16 protein-coding genes and 7 tRNA genes are annotated in these 21,261 nt (G+C 57.2%); 22 read left to right on the top strand and 1 reads right to left on the bottom strand.

Going from position 1 to position 21,261, the window contains the following annotated elements:
* Window positions 1-31 precede the first annotated feature (31 nt).
* The 20 genes from oadA to ylqF all read left to right on the top strand — a co-directional run bounded on the left by oadA (window position 32) and on the right by ylqF (window position 16,494).
* Window positions 32-1,831 (top strand): sodium-extruding oxaloacetate decarboxylase subunit alpha, encoded by a 1,800-nt coding sequence (oadA, locus tag EP166_RS00440; protein ID WP_127554855.1) that lies wholly within the window; start codon window positions 32-34, stop codon window positions 1,829-1,831.
* An 11-nt stretch (window positions 1,832-1,842) separates the two neighbouring features.
* Window positions 1,843-3,009, top strand: a complete 1,167-nt coding sequence (locus tag EP166_RS00445) for a sodium ion-translocating decarboxylase subunit beta (RefSeq protein ID WP_127554856.1) — start codon at window positions 1,843-1,845, stop codon at window positions 3,007-3,009.
* Window positions 3,010-3,153: 144 nt separating this feature from the next.
* Complete coding sequence (locus tag EP166_RS00450) at window positions 3,154-4,398, top strand: hypothetical protein (protein ID WP_127554857.1); 1,245 nt, start codon at window positions 3,154-3,156, stop codon at window positions 4,396-4,398.
* Window positions 4,395-5,096: an OmpA/MotB family protein gene (locus EP166_RS00455; protein ID WP_127554858.1), complete on the top strand. Its 702-nt coding sequence runs from the start codon at window positions 4,395-4,397 to the stop codon at window positions 5,094-5,096. Before EP166_RS00450 ends, EP166_RS00455 begins: the two co-directional genes overlap by 4 nt.
* A gap of 1 nt (window position 5,097) precedes the next feature.
* A complete protein-coding gene (locus EP166_RS00460; RefSeq protein ID WP_127554859.1) occupies window positions 5,098-5,637 on the top strand; it encodes a hypothetical protein in 540 nt (179 codons plus the stop codon).
* 135 nt (window positions 5,638-5,772) lie between these two features.
* On the top strand, window positions 5,773-6,648 hold the full coding sequence (locus tag EP166_RS00465; protein ID WP_127554860.1) for a TRAP transporter TatT component family protein: 876 nt from the start codon (window positions 5,773-5,775) through the stop codon (window positions 6,646-6,648).
* A 66-nt stretch (window positions 6,649-6,714) separates the two neighbouring features.
* Complete coding sequence (locus tag EP166_RS00470) at window positions 6,715-7,713, top strand: TRAP transporter substrate-binding protein (RefSeq protein WP_127554861.1); 999 nt, start codon at window positions 6,715-6,717, stop codon at window positions 7,711-7,713.
* The gene (locus EP166_RS00475) at window positions 7,710-8,192 is read left to right on the top strand and encodes a TRAP transporter small permease (RefSeq protein ID WP_246026191.1); all 483 of its coding nucleotides are present in this window, start codon (window positions 7,710-7,712) and stop codon (window positions 8,190-8,192) included. The genes EP166_RS00470 and EP166_RS00475 overlap by 4 nt, the downstream gene beginning before the upstream one ends.
* Complete coding sequence (locus EP166_RS00480; protein ID WP_127554862.1) at window positions 8,189-9,466, top strand: TRAP transporter large permease; 1,278 nt, start codon at window positions 8,189-8,191, stop codon at window positions 9,464-9,466. The genes EP166_RS00475 and EP166_RS00480 overlap by 4 nt, the downstream gene beginning before the upstream one ends.
* 113 nt (window positions 9,467-9,579) lie before the next feature.
* Window positions 9,580-9,655: transfer RNA gene (locus tag EP166_RS00485), tRNA-Val, on the top strand.
* Window positions 9,656-9,662: 7 nt separating this feature from the next.
* Window positions 9,663-9,739: transfer RNA gene (locus EP166_RS00490), tRNA-Asp, on the top strand.
* Window positions 9,740-9,810: 71 nt separating this feature from the next.
* Window positions 9,811-9,887: transfer RNA gene (locus tag EP166_RS00495), tRNA-Asp, on the top strand.
* Between the two features lie 60 nt (window positions 9,888-9,947).
* Window positions 9,948-10,023 (top strand) — tRNA-Val (locus EP166_RS00500).
* A 7-nt stretch (window positions 10,024-10,030) separates the two neighbouring features.
* Window positions 10,031-10,107, top strand: a tRNA-Asp gene (locus EP166_RS00505).
* 258 nt (window positions 10,108-10,365) lie between these two features.
* Window positions 10,366-10,441: transfer RNA gene (locus tag EP166_RS00510), tRNA-Val, on the top strand.
* 7 nt (window positions 10,442-10,448) lie between these two features.
* Window positions 10,449-10,525 (top strand) — tRNA-Asp (locus tag EP166_RS00515).
* 321 nt (window positions 10,526-10,846) lie between these two features.
* A complete protein-coding gene (locus EP166_RS00520) occupies window positions 10,847-12,865 on the top strand; it encodes an oxidoreductase (protein ID WP_127554863.1) in 2,019 nt (672 codons plus the stop codon).
* A 359-nt stretch (window positions 12,866-13,224) separates the two neighbouring features.
* Window positions 13,225-14,655, top strand: coding sequence for a hypothetical protein (locus EP166_RS00525; protein WP_127554864.1), 1,431 nt, complete (start codon window positions 13,225-13,227; stop codon window positions 14,653-14,655).
* Window positions 14,652-15,584: a 1-aminocyclopropane-1-carboxylate deaminase/D-cysteine desulfhydrase gene (locus EP166_RS00530; protein ID WP_164743768.1), complete on the top strand. Its 933-nt coding sequence runs from the start codon at window positions 14,652-14,654 to the stop codon at window positions 15,582-15,584. The genes EP166_RS00525 and EP166_RS00530 overlap by 4 nt, the downstream gene beginning before the upstream one ends.
* A 37-nt stretch (window positions 15,585-15,621) precedes the next feature.
* Window positions 15,622-16,494, top strand: a complete 873-nt coding sequence (ylqF, locus tag EP166_RS00535) for a ribosome biogenesis GTPase YlqF (RefSeq protein WP_127554866.1) — start codon at window positions 15,622-15,624, stop codon at window positions 16,492-16,494.
* A gap of 205 nt (window positions 16,495-16,699) precedes the next feature.
* On the opposite strand, the gene EP166_RS00540 is transcribed toward ylqF, so the two are convergent.
* The gene (locus tag EP166_RS00540) at window positions 16,700-17,638 is read right to left on the bottom strand and encodes a histone deacetylase family protein (RefSeq protein ID WP_127554867.1); all 939 of its coding nucleotides are present in this window, start codon (window positions 17,636-17,638) and stop codon (window positions 16,700-16,702) included.
* A gap of 95 nt (window positions 17,639-17,733) precedes the next feature.
* Here EP166_RS00540 and EP166_RS00545 point away from each other — a divergent pair, with 95 nt between their 5' ends.
* Both EP166_RS00545 and nudC read left to right on the top strand, forming a co-directional pair.
* Complete coding sequence (locus EP166_RS00545) at window positions 17,734-20,436, top strand: bifunctional acetate--CoA ligase family protein/GNAT family N-acetyltransferase (RefSeq protein ID WP_127554868.1); 2,703 nt, start codon at window positions 17,734-17,736, stop codon at window positions 20,434-20,436.
* A complete protein-coding gene (gene nudC, locus EP166_RS00550) occupies window positions 20,437-21,252 on the top strand; it encodes an NAD(+) diphosphatase (protein WP_220432463.1) in 816 nt (271 codons plus the stop codon). It begins immediately after the preceding gene.
* The last annotated feature ends 9 nt before the right edge of the window (window positions 21,253-21,261 follow it).

A 21,261-nucleotide genomic window follows, 5' to 3' on the forward strand; every position in this document is an offset into this window, starting at 1 on the left:
CCCATTTCACTGAACGCTAAGGGCGATTGCCATGAGTGCTAACAAGAATCCAATCAAGCTGACCGATGTCGTACTGCGCGACGCTCATCAGTCGCTGTTCGCAACCCGGCTGCGCATCGATGACATGCTGCCCATTTGTGAAAAGCTCGACAGTATAGGCTACTGGTCTGTTGAAACCTGGGGTGGGGCAACCTTTGATGCCTGTATCCGCTACCTGGGTGAAGACCCCTGGGACCGCATCCGCGAACTGAAAAAGGCAATGCCCAATACCCGTCAGCAAATGCTGTTGCGGGGTCAGAATCTGCTCGGTTACCGTCATTATGCCGACGACGTGGTTGACCGTTTTGTTGAGCGTGCTGTGACCAACGGTGTCGACGTGTTCCGGGTGTTCGATGCCATGAACGACCCGCGTAATCTCCAGCGCGCCATGGCCGCTGTGAAAGCCAACGGCGCTCATGCCCAGGGTACGATCTCCTATACCACTAGCCCGGTTCACAATACCGAGAACTGGGTTCAACTGGCCCGGGAAATCGAAGAGATGGGCGCCGACTCTCTGGCGATCAAGGACATGTCCGGTATCCTCACGCCTTATGATGCCTTTGAGCTGGTTACCAAGCTCAAAGCGGCGCTGGATATCCCGATCAGTCTGCACTGTCATGCAACGGCCGGTCTGTCGTCGATGACGCTGCTGAAGGCCATTGAAGCCGGGATCGATCATGTCGATACCGCCATTTCTTCCATGTCGATGACCTACGGCCATTCGCCGACAGAGTCGATTGTTTCTGCCTTGCAAGGCACTGATCGAGACCCGGGGCTTGATTTGCTCAAGCTGGAAGAAATTGCTGCTTACTTCCGGACCGTACGCAAAAAATACGCTGCTTTTGAAGGCCAGTTGCGCGGTGTTGATTCGCGTATTCTGGTGGCGCAGGTGCCAGGCGGCATGCTGACCAATATGGAAAGTCAGCTGAAAGAGCAGGGCGCTGGCGACAAATTCGACGCTGTTCTCGATGAAATCCCGAAGGTTCGCAAAGACCTGGGATACATTCCGCTGGTGACGCCAACATCCCAGATCGTGGGCACTCAAGCCGTGTTGAACGTTCTGACCGGCGAGCGTTACAAGTCCATCTCCAAGGAAACCCAGGCCATTCTCAAAGGCGAATACGGTTCTGCGCCAGCCCCGTTCGACAGCGACTTGCAGGCTAAGGTGCTCAATGGTGGCGAGGCCATTACCTGCCGCCCGGCCGACATGATCGATGATGAGATGGACAAGCTGACGGGCGAATTGGAAGGCATCGCCAAAGAGAAAGACATTAAACTCGCCGAGGCCGTTGTCGACGATGTACTGACTTACGCGCTGTTCCCGCAAATCGGTCTGAAGTTTCTGCAAAATCGTGGCAATGCCGAAGCCTTTGAGCCGGTGCCCACCGCAGCGCCGTCCAGCCCGGCCAAAGCAGACAAGGCTGAGGCGGCAACCTATACCGTTGCCATCAATGGTAAGTCTTATGTGGCCCAGGTTGATGCAACCGGTGGCGTCAGTGTGTCGATCAACGGCAAAACCTATAAGACGGACATCAGTGAGGGCGGGGAAGTCTCCTCGGCGCCCGCTGCGCCCGCCGAAAGTGGCACAGAAGTGCCTGCCCCGCTGGCCGGCAATATTTTCAAGATTCTGGTTCAGCCAGGCGATACCGTTGAAGAAGGTCAGGTGGTGATGATTCTGGAAGCCATGAAAATGGAAACCGAAGTCAGCGCTCCCCAGGCCGGTACGGTTGGGGCTGTCCAGGTCAAAGAAGGCGACTCGGTGTCCGTTGGCGATACCCTGCTGACGTTGTGAGGGAATAACGAATGGATAAGCTCACTGTATTATTGGGGCAGTCAGGGCTCGCCAACCTTGGTATCGGTCAGTTGACGATGATCATCATCGGGCTGGTGCTGTTGTACCTGGCGATCAACAAACGCTTTGAACCCTTGCTGCTGTTGCCGATTGGTTTTGGTGCCATTCTGGTCAACATCCCCGGGGCGGGTATGTATGCCGAACCCATCTACGCAGCCGATGGTCATCTGGAAGCGGCGGGTGGTTTGCTCTACTACGTTTACAGCGTCGGAATAGAAAGCGGTGTCTTTCCGCTGCTCATCTTTATGGGCGTCGGTGCGATGACCGATTTTGGTCCCATGCTGGCCAATCCGAAGACGCTGTTTCTTGGCGCAGCGGCTCAATTTGGCATTTTCGGTACCATTATCGGCGCGGTCTGGATGTCTTCGATGGGCTGGATGGACTTCTCGCTGGCAGATGCTGCCGCCATTGGGATCATCGGCGGGGCCGATGGACCGACCTCGATCTTCGTCGCCAGTCAGCTGGCACCCGACCTGCTGGGTGCGATTGCGGTTGCGGCATACAGTTACATGGCACTGGTGCCTCTGATCCAGCCGCCCATCATGCGGGCGCTGACCACCAAGGCAGAACGCAAAATCACCATGACGCAACTGCGGGTTGTGAGCAAACGCGAGAAGATCGTTTTCCCACTGATGGTCTTGGTGTTAGTGGCCATGTTCCTGCCATCTGCGGCGCCGCTGCTGGGCATGTTCTGTTTCGGTAACCTGATGAAGGAAAGTGGCGTCGTCGAGCGGCTGAGTGATACTGCCCAGAATGCGCTGATGAACATTGTCACCATCTTTCTGGGGCTGGCAGTTGGCTCGAAACTCAGTGCGGACGCGTTTCTGAACGTCGAGACACTGGGCATTCTGGTGTTGGGGCTGGCGGCATTCTGTGTCGGTACCGCTACCGGTGTGCTGATGGCCAAGCTGATGAACCTGATGAGTAAGACGCCGATTAACCCTCTGATTGGCTCGGCTGGGGTATCAGCGGTGCCGATGGCTGCCCGGGTGTCCAACAAGGTCGGTCTGGAAAACAACAACCAGAACTTCCTGCTAATGCATGCCATGGGCCCCAACGTGGCCGGTGTTATCGGGTCTGCAGTAGCAGCTGGGGTGTTGCTCAGTTATCTGGGCTAACCCTGAAAAGTACTGAAAAAGGCGGCTACCAGCCGCCTTTTTTTATTCGGGTAGGCTGCCGCGACGACAAGCGGGCATTCAGCCTTTGAGGCAAGGGGCTGCCAGTGGCATACTGCCCATCGCTGTCTTTGGAATAGGTGTGGCATGGAGATAATTGCGTCATTTTCGACCCTGACCTGGGTGTTCATTGGTGTTATTAGCGTATTGCTGCTGTATTTTCATGGCCCAGTCTATTCCGCTCATACCGCCAATTACACACCCAGTATTCTCACCAGCATTGGCATCTTTGGCACCTTTCTGGGCGTCGCCCTGGGTCTGGCCGAGTTTGATACCGGGTCGATCCAGTCCAGCGTACCGGCGCTGCTGGAAGGGCTCAAAACCGCCTTTTGGACGTCCATCGCCGGGTTGCTCGGCGCGTTGACCATCAAGTTCCGCTATGCCGTGGCCAGTATGCGCGTACGTGCCCATCGTGAGGCCAAACAAACCGCGACCATGGACGACCTGGCCTGGCATCTAGAGCGCATATCCAATCATCTGGCCACAGAAGAAGCTGAGCCGGTCAGTTCCTTGCTGAAGCAACAACACGATGCCCAGATGGCTCAGCAGAAGCAGCTGGAAAGCACCATTCGCAACTACCAGGCAGATATGACCGAAGCCAACCAGCAAGCCTTGCAGCAAGCCATTGGCCATGTGATGCGTGAGTTTAATACTCGAATTGAAGAGCAGTATGGCGAGAATTTCAGGCAATTGAATCAGGCTGTTGGGCAAATGGTTACCTGGCAAAAAGAGCACCGGGAATCCATAGAGGCGCTGGTAGAAAGTAATCGACAGAGTGCTGAAAGCGCCAAACTCGGTGCGGAGTCCTTCGAACGGCTGATTCAACAAACCCGATCCTTCACCAGTGTCGCCGAAGACATGGAGGCGTTGCTGTCGACCCTGCAAACGCAGAGCGAAAACCTGCGCGAGTATCTCTCGACGTTCTCCAACCTCGTGGTTGATGCCCAGCAGGGGTTGCCGCAGTTGGAAACCCGTATTCTGCAGCTCACCGAAGGCATGCAGCAATTGGTGGAAACCCAGGGGAAACAGATGCGAACCCTGCTGGAGGGCTCGGCCACCGATATTCGCGATACCGTTAAGAACGTCAGCGATGTGTTGCTGGAGGGTACCGAGCGAGCCCAGCAGAACATGGGAGCGCAGCTGACGCAGTTGCTGGAACGCAACGACAAGCAGATGCAACAGATGGATCAGGCGCTTGAGGCGGAATTGAACCGTGCCATGAAATCTTTCGGTTATCAGCTGACGGCTCTGTCTGAGAAATTCGTCAACGATTACACCCCATTGACCGACAAGCTGCACGATCTGGTCAGGTTGGCCGAGCAATCGAAATGAGAGACGACGCTGAGCACATCGAACAGGAGGAGCACTGGGTCTCAGTCAGCGATCTGATGGCCGGCCTGATGATGGTGTTCTTGCTGGTGGCGATTGTCTTCATGGTCGATGCAGAAATTGAACGTAACAAAGTCAGTGAGGTGGCCGTTCTTTATGACAGACTGCGAACCCAGTTGTACCAGGATTTGCTGGAAGAGTTTGAACCGGACCTGGAGCGCTGGGGAGCCGAGGTCAACCCGGACCTGAGCATTCGATTCAATCGTGAATCGTTGATCTTCGGGCGGGGGGAGAGTGAGCTGAGCCCGGCTTTTGAATCCATTCTTGCCGAGTTTTTCCCGCGATACATGCGAATCATCACCGCGGAGCGATACCGGGATGATATCGCTGAAGTGCGAATCGAAGGCCACACGTCCAGTGGCTGGCTAGGGCAGACCGAGGACGAGGCCTACATTCTGAACATGGGGCTCAGCCAGGAACGAACCCGGTCAACGCTGGCCTATGTGCTCAATTTACCGGCGGTCAGTAACCAGCGCGACTGGTTAAAGGAGCACATGACGGCGAATGGTTTGTCCTCATCCAAACCAATCACCGACAGTACGGGAAATGAAGACGGAGAACGTTCGCGCCGCGTTGAATTCCGGCTCAGAACCGATGCCGAGAGCCGCATAGCCACCATGCTCGAAGAGCAGGATTTGTAGCATGGAGCTGATCAATTTCCTCGAATTTGAACCCTTCAACCAAATGCGCGAGCGGATGGGAACGGATCAGCTCGGACAATTTGAGTTGTTCGACCCCGAGCGCCACCTTACCGGTGACGAGCGTTCCGAACTGGCCCGGCAGGGAATGCCCTTGCCCCGGTCTGAACTGGGGCGTCTGCTTGACCATTGCCTGTGCTATAAAAATTCCCGGGTGGCGATTACGGTCGACGATGTCCTGCATGTGGCACGCTGTGATTGTTTCCCTGAGCGCGACCAGTACCGGGCAGGTACCAGTGCGCGAGCCTTTGAAGGGCAGCCGCTGGTATGCACAGCCTGCCTGCAGATTCTTAACTACAAAGGGTATGACGAACACAAGGCCCGCAAGGAGCATTATAACCGGCAGGTCGTTGAGCGATTCACCCTGGACGCGTTCTGGTCCGGCTATTTGTTGTACCCGCTGAACCGGGACCGCGAAAAAGTAAAGCTGCTCGACCGCTCAGACGATGCGGGCGAATTAAAGGGCGCTGCGGACGCCGAATAGAAACACACAACGGCAACAGAAATCTGTTACTACTGTAGCCGCATTGTTGGCGGTCAGGCTGGTGTTCCCGGTGCCTGTAGCCACTGCCTTGTTCTTGTACAGCTCATTACATCCAATATTCAGGGGAAAGTACCGATGCCTGTCATCCATTATCACCGGATACAACCACTCGCCTTACGGGGTTTTCTGGTGCTGCTACTCGGCCTTGTGCTGAGCGGTTGTGCAACCCGGCAGCTCCCGTCCAATCTCTCCAGCGCCATTCTAAACAACGATGACCTGCAAACGGTCGAAGATGGGCTGCCCAGCTATCTGCTGATGATTGATGCCTTGGTCGAGACCTACCCCGACAGCGAGCAGATGCAACTGACAGCTGCATCCCTGAACAGTGCCTATGCCGGTGTGTTCATTCCGCCAGAGCAAGCTGAGCGTCGCCGTGCCATGTCGGCAAAGGCGCTGAACTATGCCTTTTCGGCCTTTTGCACTTACGATGACGACGCCTGCGGCCTGCGTGAAGTAAAGCCAGATCAGATCGAAGCGGCGCTGTCGCAGTGGGATCACCCCAATGACTTACCTTACCTTTACACCCTGGGAACCGCCTGGGCCAGTTACATTCAAAACAACAGCGACGACTGGCTTGCCGTCGCTCAATTGGGCCAGGCCCAGGCGGTGCTTGAGCGCACAGTGGCTATTGAACCCGGCTATGAACGGGGTACCGCGCTGTTGTATCTGGGGGTGATGAACAGCATCCTGCCGCCTAGCCTGGGTGGCAAGCCCGGCGTCGCTCAGGCCTATTATGAGCAGGCACTTGACGCAGCCGATGGCCAGAACCTGATCATTCAGGTGTATTATGCGTCCCAGTTTGCCCGGTTGGTCTTTGACCGGGAGCTTCACGACCGGCTGCTTCAGGATGCGTTAAGCCGCGATCCGTATGTTGAAGGCCTGACATTGCAAAACCGATACGCCCAGCAACAAGCCGAGCAACTGCTGGCCAGCGCTGATGATTACTTTTAATCCGTTACCGGCAGAGCGCCGGCCGCGGCGACTGATTCGGGGTGTACGCACCCCAGTGAGGACACGATGACACCCATTCGAATGCTGACTGCCGGCATCTTTCTGGCCGTTACTGCCTTGATGGCACAGGCCGAAGAATTGAAGATTTCCACACAGTACCCCGATGGTAATGCGGTATTGAATGAGTTGCGCCGGGCCGGGGAAGCCATAAAGACGCAAACCGATGGCCGGGTCGATATCCGCTATTACCCGGGTGGCGTCATGGGCGATGATCAAGCGGTTCAGCGCAAAATCCGGATTGGCCAGTTGCAGGGTGCTTTTGTGCAAAGTGGCGCCCTTGCCAGCGCCTTCCGGGATTCCCAGGTGCTTAATGCTCCCCTGTTGTTTCGCGATTATGATGAGGTCGATGCCGTTCGCGAGGAGCTGGACGGTGACATTGAACAGGGGTTTGACGAGGGTGGCTGGAAAACCTTTGGTTTGATCGAGGCAGGCTTTGCCTACGGCATGAGCCAGCAACCCATTAGCTCCATGGATACCTTAAAGGCCCAGAAACTCTGGTTGCCTGCTAACGATCCGTTTTCCGAACAGATAGCCCGGGCTTTTGGCATCAACCCCATTGTTCTGAACATTGGCGATGTGCTGACGGCACTGCAGACTGGCGCAATAGACGCCATCGTTGCACCGCCCGTAGGTGCCATTACCTTGCAATGGTACAGCCGGGTCGATTACCTGACGGACGCGCCCTTTATGTATACCTACGGTGTGCTGGCCTTGTCGGAGCGCGCGTACAGTGGGCTTTCACCTGAGGACCAAGCCATTGTTGAGGCTGAATTCCGCAAGGCCAGCGAGACCATTGATCAGCAAACGCGCGTCGACAACCTGAGATCATTCGCGGCGCTGGAGACATTGGGTATCGATATCGTTGAACCGGGTGACGCCGACCGGGCGGCCCTGGAAGCTGAATCGGAAGCGGCCACTCGCCTGCTGATCGAACGCGATCAGTTCTCGGCCGATATCTATCAGAAAGTCAGTGACATCCTGACCCGTCACCGGGATGCGCTGTGACAGTCTGGCGTTTTTTGGACCGGTGGATGGCCACGGCTGAGCGAGTCTTGCTGGCGGCCATACTGTTGACGATGATCAGTCTGAGTGTCTTGCAGATTGGTTTGCGCAACCTGGCGGATACCAGTTGGTACTGGATAGACCCGTTCACACGCCTGCTGGTGCTCTGGCTGGCCGTACTGGGGGCCATGGTCGCCACTCGAACCGGGGAGCACATTGCCATCGATGCGCTCGGGCATTTTTTGAAGCCGCGCATGGCGAGGCTGATAAGCGCTCTGGCCAATGCCTTTGCGGCGCTAGTCACCGGCCTGATGGCGTGGCACGCCAGCCGTTTCGTACTGGATGAATTCCACTATGGGGGTACGACCTTTTCCGGGCTGCCCGTCTGGCCGTTTGAACTGATCATGCCACTGGGGTTCGCCTGGATGTGTTTCCGCTTTGGGCTCAATACTGTTAAACCACCGGTGAAACCTGCGATATGAATGCTCTAGTTTCGGCGCTGCTGGCACTCATTGCCGCTCTCGGCGCGCCTCTGTTTGTTATCATTCTGGCCGCAGCGGCCTGGGGCTTCTGGGTGAGCGGAATCGACCTGATGGTTCTGCCTATCGAGCTCTACCGGCTTACTGAAAATACCCTGCTGATGGCGTTGCCCCTGTTCGCCTTTGCCGGTTTCTTGCTCAGTGAGTCGCGCACGGCGGAACGTCTGGTTCGAGTTTCGAGAGCGGCGCTGGGTTGGCTGCCCGGTGGCATGATTCTCATCGCGTTGCTGGCCTGTGCCTTTTTCACCATGCTGACCGGTGGCTCAGGGGTCACTATCGTCGCGCTTGGTGCGCTATTGTTACCGGCGCTGACCCAGGCAGGGTATTCCGAGCGTTTCTCGCTGGGGCTGATCACCACCTCCGGCAGTCTGGGCTTGTTACTGCCACCCGCCATACCGTTGATCCTGTACGGCATTGTCGCTCAGCAAATGGACGTGCAGGGCGTTGATATCCAATCGTTATTTCTGGCTGGATTCATTCCCGCGGTGATCATGATCATCTCGCTCTGGTTACTGGGGCTGTGGCAGCAACGGCACCAGCCGGTGCCATTGACGCCTTTCAACCTGCGCGAACTGGTCAGTGCGGTGTGGGAATCGAAGTGGGAGCTGGGCATTCCGGCCATTGTTATGGGAGGGCTGTTCAGTGGCTGGCTGGTGGTATCGGATATCGCCGCGATCACCGCGCTCTATGTGTTGATCATTGAAGTCGCCGTATACCGCGAGATACCGTTACGGCGACTGCCAGCCGTTGCGGCAGAATCGATGAAAATGGTGGGTGGCATTCTGCTGATTCTGGGCGTTGCTCTGGCGTTTACCAATCTGCTCATTGATCTGCAGGTGCCTGCACAGGTGTTTGATTGGGTCAGTACGCACATCGACAGTCGTTGGGCGTTCCTGTTGTTCCTGAATGTGGGTTTGCTGGCGCTGGGCGCGGTACTCGACATCTTTGCTGCCCTGATTATCATCGTGCCGTTGATACTGCCGGTTGCTCTGGAATACGGGATTGACCCAATTCATCTGGGCATCATCTTTGTGGCCAACATGCAGATCGGCTATTTTACGCCACCGGTCGGCATGAACCTCTTTATTGCCAGTTACCGGTTCAAACGATCCATCACCGAGCTCTACGTGGCGACCTTGCCGATGATGCTCGTACTGATGGGGGTGGTGCTACTGATTACCTACTGGCCCGACATGGTGCTGTTTCTGGTAAAATAATCTGCGCTAAACGTTTGACTTAATTGGGAAAATCGCTAAAATGCGCTCCACTTTCGAGGATCACAGAGTGGTTCTTTGGAAGGGGCCGGGAGGCATTGTATCCGATTTGGTGTGGGTGTGTAGCTCAGCTGGGAGAGCATCGCCCTTACAAGGCGAGGGTCAGCGGTTCGATCCCGTTCACACCCACCAATACCGTGGAGCGGTAGTTCAGTTGGTTAGAATACCGGCCTGTCACGCCGGGGGTCGCGGGTTCGAGTCCCGTCCGTTCCGCCACTTCCTTCAATAGGAGAAGTGGAAAGGTAAGTGAGTTAAGTGCAGTGGTCGCAGGACTGTAAACTGAGTGTGGAGCGGTAGTTCAGTTGGTTAGAATACCGGCCTGTCACGCCGGGGGTCGCGAGTTCGAGTCTCGTCCGTTCCGCCATTTCCTTTGATTAGGAAAGTGATGATTTTAAGCCGGGAGGCCTTATATCCAGTTTTACCCGGGTGTGTAGCTCAGCTGGGAGAGCATCGCCCTTACAAGGCGAGGGTCAGCGGTTCGATCCCGTTCACACCCACCAATACCGTGGAGCGGTAGTTCAGTTGGTTAGAATACCGGCCTGTCACGCCGGGGGTCGCGAGTTCGAGTCTCGTCCGTTCCGCCACTTCTTCTAAAGAAGAAGTGCAAGGGTAGTAAGGAAAGGTAAGGCCAAGGTCGCGAGCTGGAGCGCCAGCCCGGTCGGGTCTCGTCCGTTCCGCCATTTCCTTTGATTAGGAAAGTGATGATTTTAAGCCGGGAGGCCTTGTATCCAGTTTTACCCGGGTGTGTAGCTTTTATGCCCGGAGGGTGCAGCTGGGGCACGAAGTGCTATAGACTCACCAACCTTTGTTGTGGCCGGGAGGCCTTATATCCAGTTTTACCCGGGTGTGTAGCTCAGCTGGGAGAGCATCGCCCTTACAAGGCGAGGGTCAGCGGTTCGATCCCGTTCACACCCACCAATACCGTGGAGCGGTAGTTCAGTTGGTTAGAATACCGGCCTGTCACGCCGGGGGTCGCGAGTTCGAGTCTCGTCCGTTCCGCCATTTCTATTCCCATTTTAAGCTAAGACCCTGGTCGCGAGCTGGAGCGCCAGCCCGATCGAGTCTCGTCCGTTCCGCCATTTATTCCAAATTCCAAAGTAAGACCCTGGTCGCGAGCTGGAACGCCAGCCCTGTCTTCTTTATTCTAAACTTCCTGCTTTCTTTTAATTCTGCTGTCCTGTTTCAAAGAACAATCCCCCGACTAGCCCATCTGTTCTGAATTGACTGCATCATCCCCGGTCTAAACTTGCTTGACTCAGTCTATCGCCTATGGTGCTATAACCCGATTAAAACGATCGTTTGAAACGGATGATAGGTTTCGCTATGACCCAGACATACCCCGCTTTGTTTACACCACTGGATGTAGGCCCCTTCACACTCAAGAACCGGTTCCTTATGGGGTCAATGCATACGGGTCTTGAAGAGGCCAAGCAGGGTTTTGAGCGCATGGCGGCTTTCTATGCCGAGCGAGCCCGGGGTGGGGTGGCGTTGATTGTGACGGGTGGCATTGCACCGAACGACGAGGGGGTTACATACCCGGGTGCGGCCAAACTGACCAGCGAAGCCGAAGTGGCGTCGCACCGTTTAATTACTGAGGCGGTTCAGGCTGAGGGAGGCCGTATCTGCCTGCAAATCCTGCACACCGGTCGTTACGCTTATGTTCCTAACAATGTGTCGGCGTCAGCCCTGCAAGCGCCCATTAACCCCTTCAAACCACGCGAGCTGTCCGGTGAGGACATTGAGAAAACCATTGCCGACTTTGTCCGCTGTGCACGCCTGGCAAAGCAGGCGGGTTATGACGGGGTAGAGGTGATGGGCTCTGAAGGGTACCTGATCAATCAGTTCACCACCTTGCGCACCAATCACCGCGCCGATGAGTGGGGCGGTGATATTGAGCACCGTATAACGCTCGCCGAGCGTATTGTTCGGGAAATTCGTGACGTCTGTGGCGATGATTTCCTGTTGATCTACCGCCTGTCGATGATTGATCTGGTAGAAGACGGCAATACCTGGGATGAAATTGTGCTTCAGGCCAAGCAGCTGCAGTCTGCCGGAGTCAACTTGCTGAATACCGGCATCGGCTGGCATGAGGCGCGGGTACCGACCATCGTCACCTCGGTGCCCCGGGCTGCGTTTGCCCGGGTTACCGAGCGCATTCGCAAGGAGGTCAGCATACCGGTAGTGGCGTGTAACCGGATTAATACCCCTGAGATCGCCGAGACCATCATTGCCTCCGGTCAGGCCGATATGGTGTCCATGGCGCGTCCCTTTCTGGCGGATTCGGACTTTGTCAACAAGGCTGAGCAGGGCGACGCAGAGGCGATTAACACCTGCATTGCCTGCAATCAAGCCTGCCTCGATCACATCTTTGAGATGAAACTGACCTCATGCCTGGTAAACCCCCGTGCCTGCCGTGAGACAGAGCTGAATTATCTTCCGGTGACGCAAGCCCGGCGAATAGCTGTTGTCGGCGCCGGCCCGGGTGGGCTGGCAACAGCGACGGTTGCTGCGCAGCGGGGGCATCAGGTTACCCTGTTTGATGAGCATGACGACATCGGCGGTCAGTTTAATCTGGCAAAACGAATTCCCGGCAAGGAAGAGTTCTACGAGACCTTGCGCTATTTCCGGGTTCAGCTGGACCGCAACAAGGTCGAACTCAAGCTGGGGCAGCGCGTGACGGCGGCCGACCTGGCCGACTTTGACGAGGTTGTGGTCGCCACCGGCATCGTACCGCGTACGCCGGCTATCCCCGGCATTGACCATCCTATGGTGGTGTCTTATACCGACCTGGTCAGTGGTGCTGTCGCGCCGGGCAATCGGGTCGCTGTCGTAGGCGCTGGTGGCATTGGCTTTGACGTCAGCGAAGTACTGATTCACGGTGATCAGTCACCCAGTCTCGATATCGATGCATTTTCCCGGGAGTGGGGCGTGGACTTGACCGTCTCAGGTCGCGGTGGACTGGTGGCACCGCAACCGGAGCCTAGCCCGCGCGAGGTCTGGTTGCTGCAGCGCAAGTCCAGCAAAATGGGTAAGAACCTCGGTAAAACTACCGGCTGGATTCACCGGGCCACCTTGCAGGCCAAAGGCGTCCACTTTGTAACCGGCGCAGACTACCAGCGTATCGATGACGAAGGCTTGCACCTGATGGTTGATGGCGAATACCGGTGTTTGCCGGTCGATCAGGTTGTCATCTGTGCCGGTCAGGAATCGCGCCTGGAACTGTTTAATGACCTCGCGCAACTTGGTATCGAAGCACACCGGGTCGGCGGGGCGATGCAAGCCGGTGAGCTGGATGCCAAACGGGCTATCCGGCAAGGGTCCGAACTGGCCGCATCGCTTTAGAAAGACCGTTACTCAGATGAATCACCGCCTTGTCGGCGGTGATTCAGGGTCATCTTGCCGTAAAATCCTCTCTAAATTCCTACAACAACCTTGCCCAATCGACATTTTTTCCACAACATTGGTCACACTCTGACGTTTTGACCCCTAAATGGCCATTTAAGTGACGATCAGGTCACACTTCCAGTGACTTTCAGGGGGTAGACTTGTGCGTCTGGGGTCACTCTCTGAAATTACGTATGCCGGGCATGCGTGCTACTCTGAGTCTCGGGCAGATTGGCCCGACAGGCATGGGTCTTTTAATGGCGAGAGGGTCAGACCCGGTTGTTGTTAAAGGGTGTGGGGATGAATAGAGGTAAGGTATGGCATATCGCAACAGCAAAGAACTGATCGAAGCGGTCTTTTTCTTTGGGCGCAAAGGCATCACCAAAGAAATGCGTTATACCGAGTTCGAAGCCGTGCTCGATGGTGTGGTCGGTATGACTGGCCTGTCGTCGCGCGAGGTCCAGGCTGCCTATCTTAAAATCACGCCGTCACTTGAAGTCCACAGCGTTGTTCTCTTTCTGATTGAATTCGATGATCGCGGCTTTGCCGATCAAGACTGGAACATTCCACTACGTCACCTGGCAGACACCGCCGGTCCGGGGCCGGATCTTGGACAGGGGCCGATTCGGCTGGCCTGCCGCAGCCAATGTTCAGTATCCTGGTATCAGCGAGAACTCTGGGAGCCCAAGATCCGTGACGGACTTAACCACTTTCAACTGATTCACGAAGCCGTCAGACGCAACAAACTGGGCATCATTACCGACGACGAGCCCACTAAACCCCTGGCGTCTCCGGCGGCCAAGGCCCCGGCAGATCCACCCACCATCAGTGAGCAAGTCGACGACGTTGGCGACTTCGAAGACCTGCCGGTCATTTCCGACCAGGTGGAACCCCAGGCACTCACCGGATACAGCGAAGCAGACCTGAAAGCAGAGTTGGCCAAACAGGCCCGGGAGTATCAGGAAAAGCTCGCCTTACTGACACGTCGCCAGAAACAACGTATTCATGGGCTGGAAGAGCAGCACAAGGAGGAGGTTGAGCAGGTTAAGCGGGCCATGCGCAATGAAGCGCAGACCTATCGCAACCGTATTCAGGAACTCGAGCAGCAAACCAATCAGTCCAGCGTATTGGGCGATAAACTCCAGAGCAGCTTTCGCAAGCTGGAGCGGGATAACCTGGTGTTGCAGGAGCAGTTCGATACCCTGAAAGAGCGACACGATGAACTGAAAGCAGAACATCTGGCCGCCTTGCATTCCCAGCAATCCTCGACTGCCGATGAGCAGGACAAGGTGGTTGCGTTGAAAGAGGCATTGACCGAAAAGAATTTCGAAATCGACGAGTTCAAAGAAGAATTGCGCAATGCCGAGGCCAGGATTGAGGCGTTGACCGATCAGGTCGCTGAACTTGAACAGAGTGAAGACAACAACGATGACCTAATGGATCGGCTGGATGGGCTCGACCTGGTGTTTGTGGCCTATCACCCCGGTGCTGGCCACATCAGTATGCCTTCACGGCAGCTGGCCGATTATCTGGAGCGGCCGATGGCGTTTGCCGCCCAAAAATGCAGCGTCACACTGGAGCAATACAAAGCCTGGCTGGTTCACTACGATAGCCCGGAATGCAACGAATGCGGCGTGCCGGTTAAGCGCGTCGACCAGCCCAGTGACTTCGAATCGGGCACTCACAACTTCTGCTCCCGTCATCGGGTGGTGTCCGGAAACGTCACGGCCTTTCGCAAGTCCAGTTGACCCGGATCAGTAACCAGGAAGCGGTCACCTCGACCGGCGTTCCCCGCCTGCCTGCAGAGCCCGGCCAACTGGTTATTGACCGAACCCCCTGGGCGGCATCACCGCTGGTCTTCACTGTCCGTGGCGACCGTCTTCACCCCATTATTTCCGGTAACAAGTGGTTCAAGCTGCGTGCCTGGCTGGTTCGAGCCGAACAGCAGGGTGCCCGTCATCTGGTGTCGGTTGGTGGGCCCTATTCCAATCACCTCCATGCCTTAGCCTATGCCGGATATGTGATGGGGCTAGCGACAACAGGGTGGGTGCGGGGGCCGGAGCCTGTGACCTGGTCTGCCACGCTTCTCGACTGCCAGCGCTGGGGCATGAAGCTGCACTTCATCGACCGTGAGCACTACCGGCAACGCGAAACCAGCGAATTCGCAGCCTGGGCTTGCCACAGCCTGGAAAACGCCCTGTTCATTCCCGAAGGAGGCTGGTCACCGCAGGCGATCGACGGTTCTGGCGCTTGGTGGCGATTGGCCGGAACCGACTTGGATGCTCTTGTCTGCCCGGTGGGGTCCGGAACCACTCTGGCTGGGCTTGTCCGTACCGCACCAGAATCAACCCGTGTCATCGGCGTGCCGGTGTATCGCGACCCGGACCACTACATCTCTCTGATCGAAAAGCTCGCCTCAGTGGGCGTTCAGCCTGGCAGCTACACCCTCTGGACAGACGCCGCAGGTAAAGGCTTCGGCCGGGTAACCGAGAAGCAAACCGCCTTTATGGCCGATTTTGAGCAGCGGGAGGGCATTGAGCTGGACCCGGTCTACACCGGTAAAACCTTTATGGCACTGCAGCAACGCCTGAACGACGACCCGGGCCTGGTCGAGCAACGCCTGGGCATTCTGCACACCGGCGGCTTGCAGGGACGGCGCAGCAAGACCGGGCTGTGATACACTGCGCGTTTTTAAAGCGCAGGTAACAGGCTCGATGGCAAAAATTAACTGGTTCCCGGGGCACATGAACAAGGCCCGGCGACAAATCAAAGAAATCATGCCCGCCATCGACGTGGTGATCGAGGTATTGGACGCTCGCCTGCCAAAATCGAGCATGAATCCGGTGATCGCCAAAGCCCGCGGAGACAAACCCGTGGTGCGCCTGTTGAGCAAGGATGACCTGGCCGACCCGGAGGTTACCGAGGCCTGGCGCCGCTACTACAGCGATGACGTCAACATGACGGTCTTGTCCATCGTAATGACCGACCGCCGCCAACTCGCCCGAATCCCCGACCTGTGCCGCAAGCTGGCGCCTTACCGGGGTGGTATCGGCAAGCCGGTACGCGCCGTGGTGGTGGGCATCCCCAACGTGGGTAAATCGACTCTGATCAACGGGCTGGTAGGGCGTCGCATTGCCAAAGTCGGCGATGAACCGGCCGTCACCCGCCGGCAGCAACGCATTCAGATCGCCGACGATTTCACCCTGATGGACACGCCCGGGATCATGTGGCCATCACCGGAATCGGAAGTTGGCGGCTACCGTCTGGCGGCCTCCGGCGCGATTCGTGATACCGCCGTCGAATATGAAGACATTGCCCTGTTCGCGGTCGACTATCTGATGCAGCGCTATCCTGAGCGGCTGATCGAGCGCTATAAGCTGGGCAGTATTCCCGACGGTGCGATGGAATGTATGGAAGCCATTGCCCGCAAACGCGCCTGCATCAAGGGTCGCGACGTCGATTGGCACAAGGTCAGTGAAATTATTCTGAAGGAAATGCGCAGTGGGGTACTGGGCCGAATCAGCCTGGAAGAGCCTGACCGGGATGTGCCATATCGTGAGCTTGATGTGGATCCGCACGCGATCTGAATTCTCAGTGTTAACACAGTCTCGGAATTTGCAACCGACAGAGTGACAGGTGCCGGGTATGCCGATCCGGGGTAGTCCGCAGCAAGGATGCTGCGGTCTAGGCCCCATGGAAGGGTTTACGCCGACCCCGGAGCGGCATACCCGGTATCTGGCACGGGTCTCAGGCAACGAACTATAAAGAACCACTGAAATGTATTTGACCTAACTAGTCTTTCGACTCTAGCCCCATCATGGCCCGAATGTGTTGTTCGGCCGAGGCGGCCAGAGCTTTGAGGTGATAGCCACCTTCCAGCATTGAGACGACACGTCCCGAACACAGCTGCTCGGCCTGCTCCATAATCACCTGGGTGATCCAGTAATAATCCTCGGTCTGCCAGTTCAACTGACCCATGGGGTCGAGTGTGTGAGCATCGAAGCCTGCGGAGATGAAGATCATCTCGGGTTTGTGGGCCTGGAGCGCAGGTTTCCAGCGGGCTTCCCAGTCGTCCTTAACATCATCGATGGTGGCGAAAGCGACCTGAGGGGTCAGGATCATGTGCGGGTGCTCACTTTGCCAGTGCGTATTGGGGTAGAAGGGGTGTTGAAAGCTGCTGCACACCAGTACGTCGGGTTCGTCGGTGAAGGCTTCGATGGTGCCGTTGCATTGGTGGACGTCAAAATCGATAATCGCTACGCGTTTCAACCCATGGTGCTGACGGGCGTGCTGAGCGGCCACTGCAATGTTATTGAAAAAACAGAACCCCATGGTGGAGGCGGGTTCGGCATGATGACCGGGCGGGCGGACAGCGCAAAAAGCCCGTTGATACTGGCCAGCCATGATATCGTCGACGGCCTGAATGCCGGCCCCGGCCGCGCGGTAGCTCGCTTCCCAGGTATAGGGGCCCATCAGTGTATCCGGGTCTGCCTGAATCAGACCGTGTGAGGGGCTGATGCGTTCCAGCTGCTCAACGTAAATCGGGTGATGAACTCGCAGCACCGCCTCTTTGCTGGCCAGGGGCGCTTCGCGGTGATCCATTTGCTGGCTCAGGCCGCTGGCTTCCAGCTGATTGAGAATGGCATCCAGACGCAGGGGCGACTCGGGATGGTCGTTTCCCATATCGTGCAGGTGGTAAACCGCATGATGGAGTAAGGCTGTTGGAATCATCAGGCATCACCGTTGAAAGGCAAGGCAGTATACGACTACATTAGGCGAGGGGCCACTGCGCACCCCGCCCAAACCCCTTCTACTTTGGTGGTAGCATGCCCGACCTGAGCAACTTTTTTCAACCCAAGAGCATCGCCGTCATCGGGGCATCGGAGCGGGAAGGCAGCATGGGCGCGGTGGTCATGCAGAACCTGCGCCAGAGTGAATACCCGCACCCGCTGTATGCCGTTAATATCAAAGGCTACGCCAGCGTATTTGGCTGTCCGGCGTTTCGCTATGTACGTGAAATCCGTGATCCGGTTGATCTGGCTGTCATCTGTTTGCCGCCCGAATCGCTGATGCGCGTCCTGCGCCAGTTAGGCCGGGTCGGTATTCGAGCGGCCATCATTCTGACCGGCGGCCTGTCGCGCCGTCAGTCGCTGGGTACCGCACGGAACGAACGCATTCTAGCCCTGGCCCGTGAATTGAATATCCGCATTCTGGGCCCCAATTGCCTGGGCATCCTGGTGCCCGATGAACACCTCAACGCCAGCTTTGCCCACCTGAACGCGTTGCCCGGGCCATCGGCCTATGTCGGCCATTCGGCTTCCCTGGGGTCGGCCCTGCTCGACTGGGCCGGCGCCCGAGGCATCGGTTTTTCCCATTTCATGACGGTCGGTTCGAGCGCTGATCTGCGCATTTCCGATATTGTCGACCATCTGTCTACCGATCGCCGGGTACGATCCATTCTGATTCATCTGGAGCACATCCGTGATGCCAACCGGTTGCTGATTGCGATGCGGGCCGCTGCCCGCTCCAAAAAGGTGCTTGCGATCCGCACCCAGGCCCGGCGCAGTGTGCCACCGGGCTTGCTCGATCGGCGACCGGTGGACGATGAATACTTCAATCGTGCCGGTGTATTGCAGGTCGACAGTGCCGATGGCTTGTTCAGCGGGCTGGAAGTGTTGTCGCGGGCGCGTCCGCTGCACCGGGCAAACCTGGCCATTGTCAGCAACGGCCTGGGCACGGCCATGTTGGCCAGTCAGCAATTGCAGGCTCTGGGGGGCGAGCTGGCTCACATTGAAGATCACAAGGCGAAGTTGCCAACTCTCTGGTACGCCGAGGAGACTGGTTACAACCCAGCGATCCTACCCCCCGAATCCACCGGTCAGGATTATCTGGATGTATTGAAAGTGTTGGAGCGGGACCCGGCGATTGGCGGCATTCTGGTCATCCACAGCCCCAATCAGCGCTCCGACAGCACTGACGTAGCCCGGTTATTGCAGCCCTACATCAAACGCAGCCGACGCATGTTTCTGACCTGTTTTATGGGCGGTGTCAGCATTGTCGAGGCGCGCAAGCAGTTCGACAAGGCCGGCTTGCTGAATTTCGATTCACCCAACGATGCGGTTGAAGCTTTTTTCACGGTGGCCCGGCACGAGCTGGCGCAGGAGCGCCTTCGAGAAACCCCGACATCAACGTCTCTGGGTTTTACCCCGGATCGTCAGCAGGGGCAGGATCTGTTCCGGCAGATTGAAGACCAGAAGCGCCGCTACTTTACCTGGGCCGAAGCCCGTGCACTGATGCGACTCTATGGCTTTACCCTGGTCGACAGTACCTTTGGGGTCGATTTTGACCAGGTGGTTCAGCGTCTGACGCCGCGGTATTTCCCGGCGTCTCTGCGCCTGGTACATGAAGCCTATTGCTATCCGTTTGCTTACAATGAAGCCCCCTCAGAGCGCTGGCGTGGTGTTCGCATTGAACTGGCCGATGAAGCCGCCTTGCGGGAAGCCCGTGAATCGCTCGCTGCCGAGAAAGCCGAGCAGTTTCCAAACAGTCGCACTCTGGGCTGGGGCGTTCAGCCCATGCGGCGCAAGATCGATCATCTGCAATTCAGCCTGGGTATGACCCGGGATGACGATTACGGCCCGCTAATTTTATTTGGAGAAGGCGGTTCCCGGGCCGACATGCTGGCCGACCGCCAGGTGGCGCTGCCGCCGCTGAACAGTTCACTGGCCCGGCAAATGATCATGCGGTCACACGGCTATCAGGTACTGGCCGAGCGCAGTGACAATCTGGAGCAAGACCTGACTCAACTGGTGCGGGCGCTGAAGGCACTGTCGCAGATGGTGATCGACTGGCCCCAATTGGCCGGGCTGGAAGCCAACGTGCTGCTGCAACCCGGTGAGGGCTTGCTGGTGATTGGCGTGGCCGCCTGCATTGGCGAACCACAACGGCCAGCATTGAACCCCTATCCGAGCGAACTGATCGAGACCGTTACGCTGAAAAACGACCAGTCTGTTATTCTGAGGCCGATACGGGGCGAGGATGAGCCCCAGTTGAAAGCCTTTTACGGTCGCTTTGATGCCGACGCCTTGCGCTTGCGCTTTTTTGGCAGTCGACTGCATTTTGAACACCGGGAGCTGGCCACCCTGTGCCAGATCGATTACCGCCGCGAGATGGTGTTCGTGGCCTTATCGAAGCGACACATCGTGGGTGAAATGCGGCTGTGGACCGACGTGAATACCAATGAGATGGAATTCGCCATCATGGTCGAATCGGCGTTTCAGGGGACCGGGCTCGGCCGCCAATTGATGCAGAAGACGCTGGATTACGCAGCCGCACAGAGCATTGCCCGCATTGTGGCGGATGTTCTGCCCGAGAACACCCCCATGCTGATGCTGGGGCGTCGGTTTGGCTTCAAGGCTCACCATGAGCAGGATGGAACGGTCCGCCTGACATTGCCGCTGAACGCAACCAGAGACAGGGCTGAAGAGTTGCCGAATCGCTCAGGAAACACCAACAACAGAGGCAAGTAAGTGCTATACGAATTGGGTCAGCACAGCATAGAACTGCCGGGCTATGCGCCGGCACCAGCGCCAACCGATCGGCTGATGCTGTGGCAGGGTGATGAACTGGTGTTGAACGGCGACAGCCATATCCACCAGCGCCGTGAGTGCCGTTTTGAGTGGCACCAGGAGGAATTTGTCGGATTGCTGGATGGCCATGGCTATTACACTGGCCGCTTACAATCGACCAGTCCGGTGACTACCCAGGCCCTGCGTGACGTTGCCTCCGTCAGCGAAACCGCCTTTATGCTGGCGGCCCGCGCCCGGGGCCTGCTCGACTGGCGACGCCAGCACCGCTATTGCGGCCAGTGCGGTCAACCCACCCAGTCATTGGCCGGAGAGCCAGCCATGGTGTGCGAACCCTGCCGGCTGAGGTTTTACCCCAGAGTCAGCCCGTGCATCATTGTGCTGATTACCCGAGGGTCTGAAGTGTTGTTGGCGCAAGGGGTTCGAAATCGCTCTCGAGGCTGGTACAGCACCCTGGCGGGCTTCATCGAAACCGGTGAATCGGCCGAACAGGCCGTGCACCGTGAGGTGCGCGAAGAGGTGGGCGTTGAAGTGACCAATTTGCGGTATCAGGGAAGCCAGACCTGGCCTTTCCCACATCAATTGATGCTGGGCTACTGGGCCGATTACGACGGCGGCGATATCCGGCTTCAGGAAAACGAAATCGCCGACGCGGGCTGGTTTTCGCTGGATGCGCTACCAACCGTACCTCCGGGGTTTTCAATCGCCGGCTGGCTGATCAACCGTTATCGCCAGGCCAGACAGGCGGGGACGGTATAGTTCGTCGTC

This window comes from Saccharospirillum alexandrii (assembly GCF_004000275.1).
GTDB classification, from domain to species: domain Bacteria; phylum Pseudomonadota; class Gammaproteobacteria; order Pseudomonadales; family Natronospirillaceae; genus Saccharospirillum; species Saccharospirillum alexandrii.

Bases quoted from the DNA above. Each gene is read 5' to 3' on its own strand.
- EP166_RS00525 (WP_127554864.1), top strand. From the start codon at position 13,225: ATGGCATATCGCAACAGCAAAGAACTGATCGAAGCGGTCTTTTTCTTT.
- EP166_RS00480 (WP_127554862.1), top strand. From the start codon at position 8,189: ATGAATGCTCTAGTTTCGGCGCTGCTGGCACTCATTGCCGCTCTCGGC.
- ylqF (WP_127554866.1), top strand. From the start codon at position 15,622: ATGGCAAAAATTAACTGGTTCCCGGGGCACATGAACAAGGCCCGGCGA.
- EP166_RS00545 (WP_127554868.1), top strand. From the start codon at position 17,734: ATGCCCGACCTGAGCAACTTTTTTCAACCCAAGAGCATCGCCGTCATC.
- EP166_RS00540 (WP_127554867.1), bottom strand. From the start codon at position 17,638: ATGATTCCAACAGCCTTACTCCATCATGCGGTTTACCACCTGCACGAT.
- EP166_RS00465 (WP_127554860.1), top strand. From the start codon at position 5,773: ATGCCTGTCATCCATTATCACCGGATACAACCACTCGCCTTACGGGGT.
- EP166_RS00445 (WP_127554856.1), top strand. From the start codon at position 1,843: ATGGATAAGCTCACTGTATTATTGGGGCAGTCAGGGCTCGCCAACCTT.
- EP166_RS00470 (WP_127554861.1), top strand. From the start codon at position 6,715: ATGACACCCATTCGAATGCTGACTGCCGGCATCTTTCTGGCCGTTACT.
- EP166_RS00450 (WP_127554857.1), top strand. From the start codon at position 3,154: ATGGAGATAATTGCGTCATTTTCGACCCTGACCTGGGTGTTCATTGGT.
- EP166_RS00455 (WP_127554858.1), top strand. From the start codon at position 4,395: ATGAGAGACGACGCTGAGCACATCGAACAGGAGGAGCACTGGGTCTCA.
- oadA (WP_127554855.1), top strand. From the start codon at position 32: ATGAGTGCTAACAAGAATCCAATCAAGCTGACCGATGTCGTACTGCGC.
- EP166_RS00460 (WP_127554859.1), top strand. From the start codon at position 5,098: ATGGAGCTGATCAATTTCCTCGAATTTGAACCCTTCAACCAAATGCGC.
- EP166_RS00520 (WP_127554863.1), top strand. From the start codon at position 10,847: ATGACCCAGACATACCCCGCTTTGTTTACACCACTGGATGTAGGCCCC.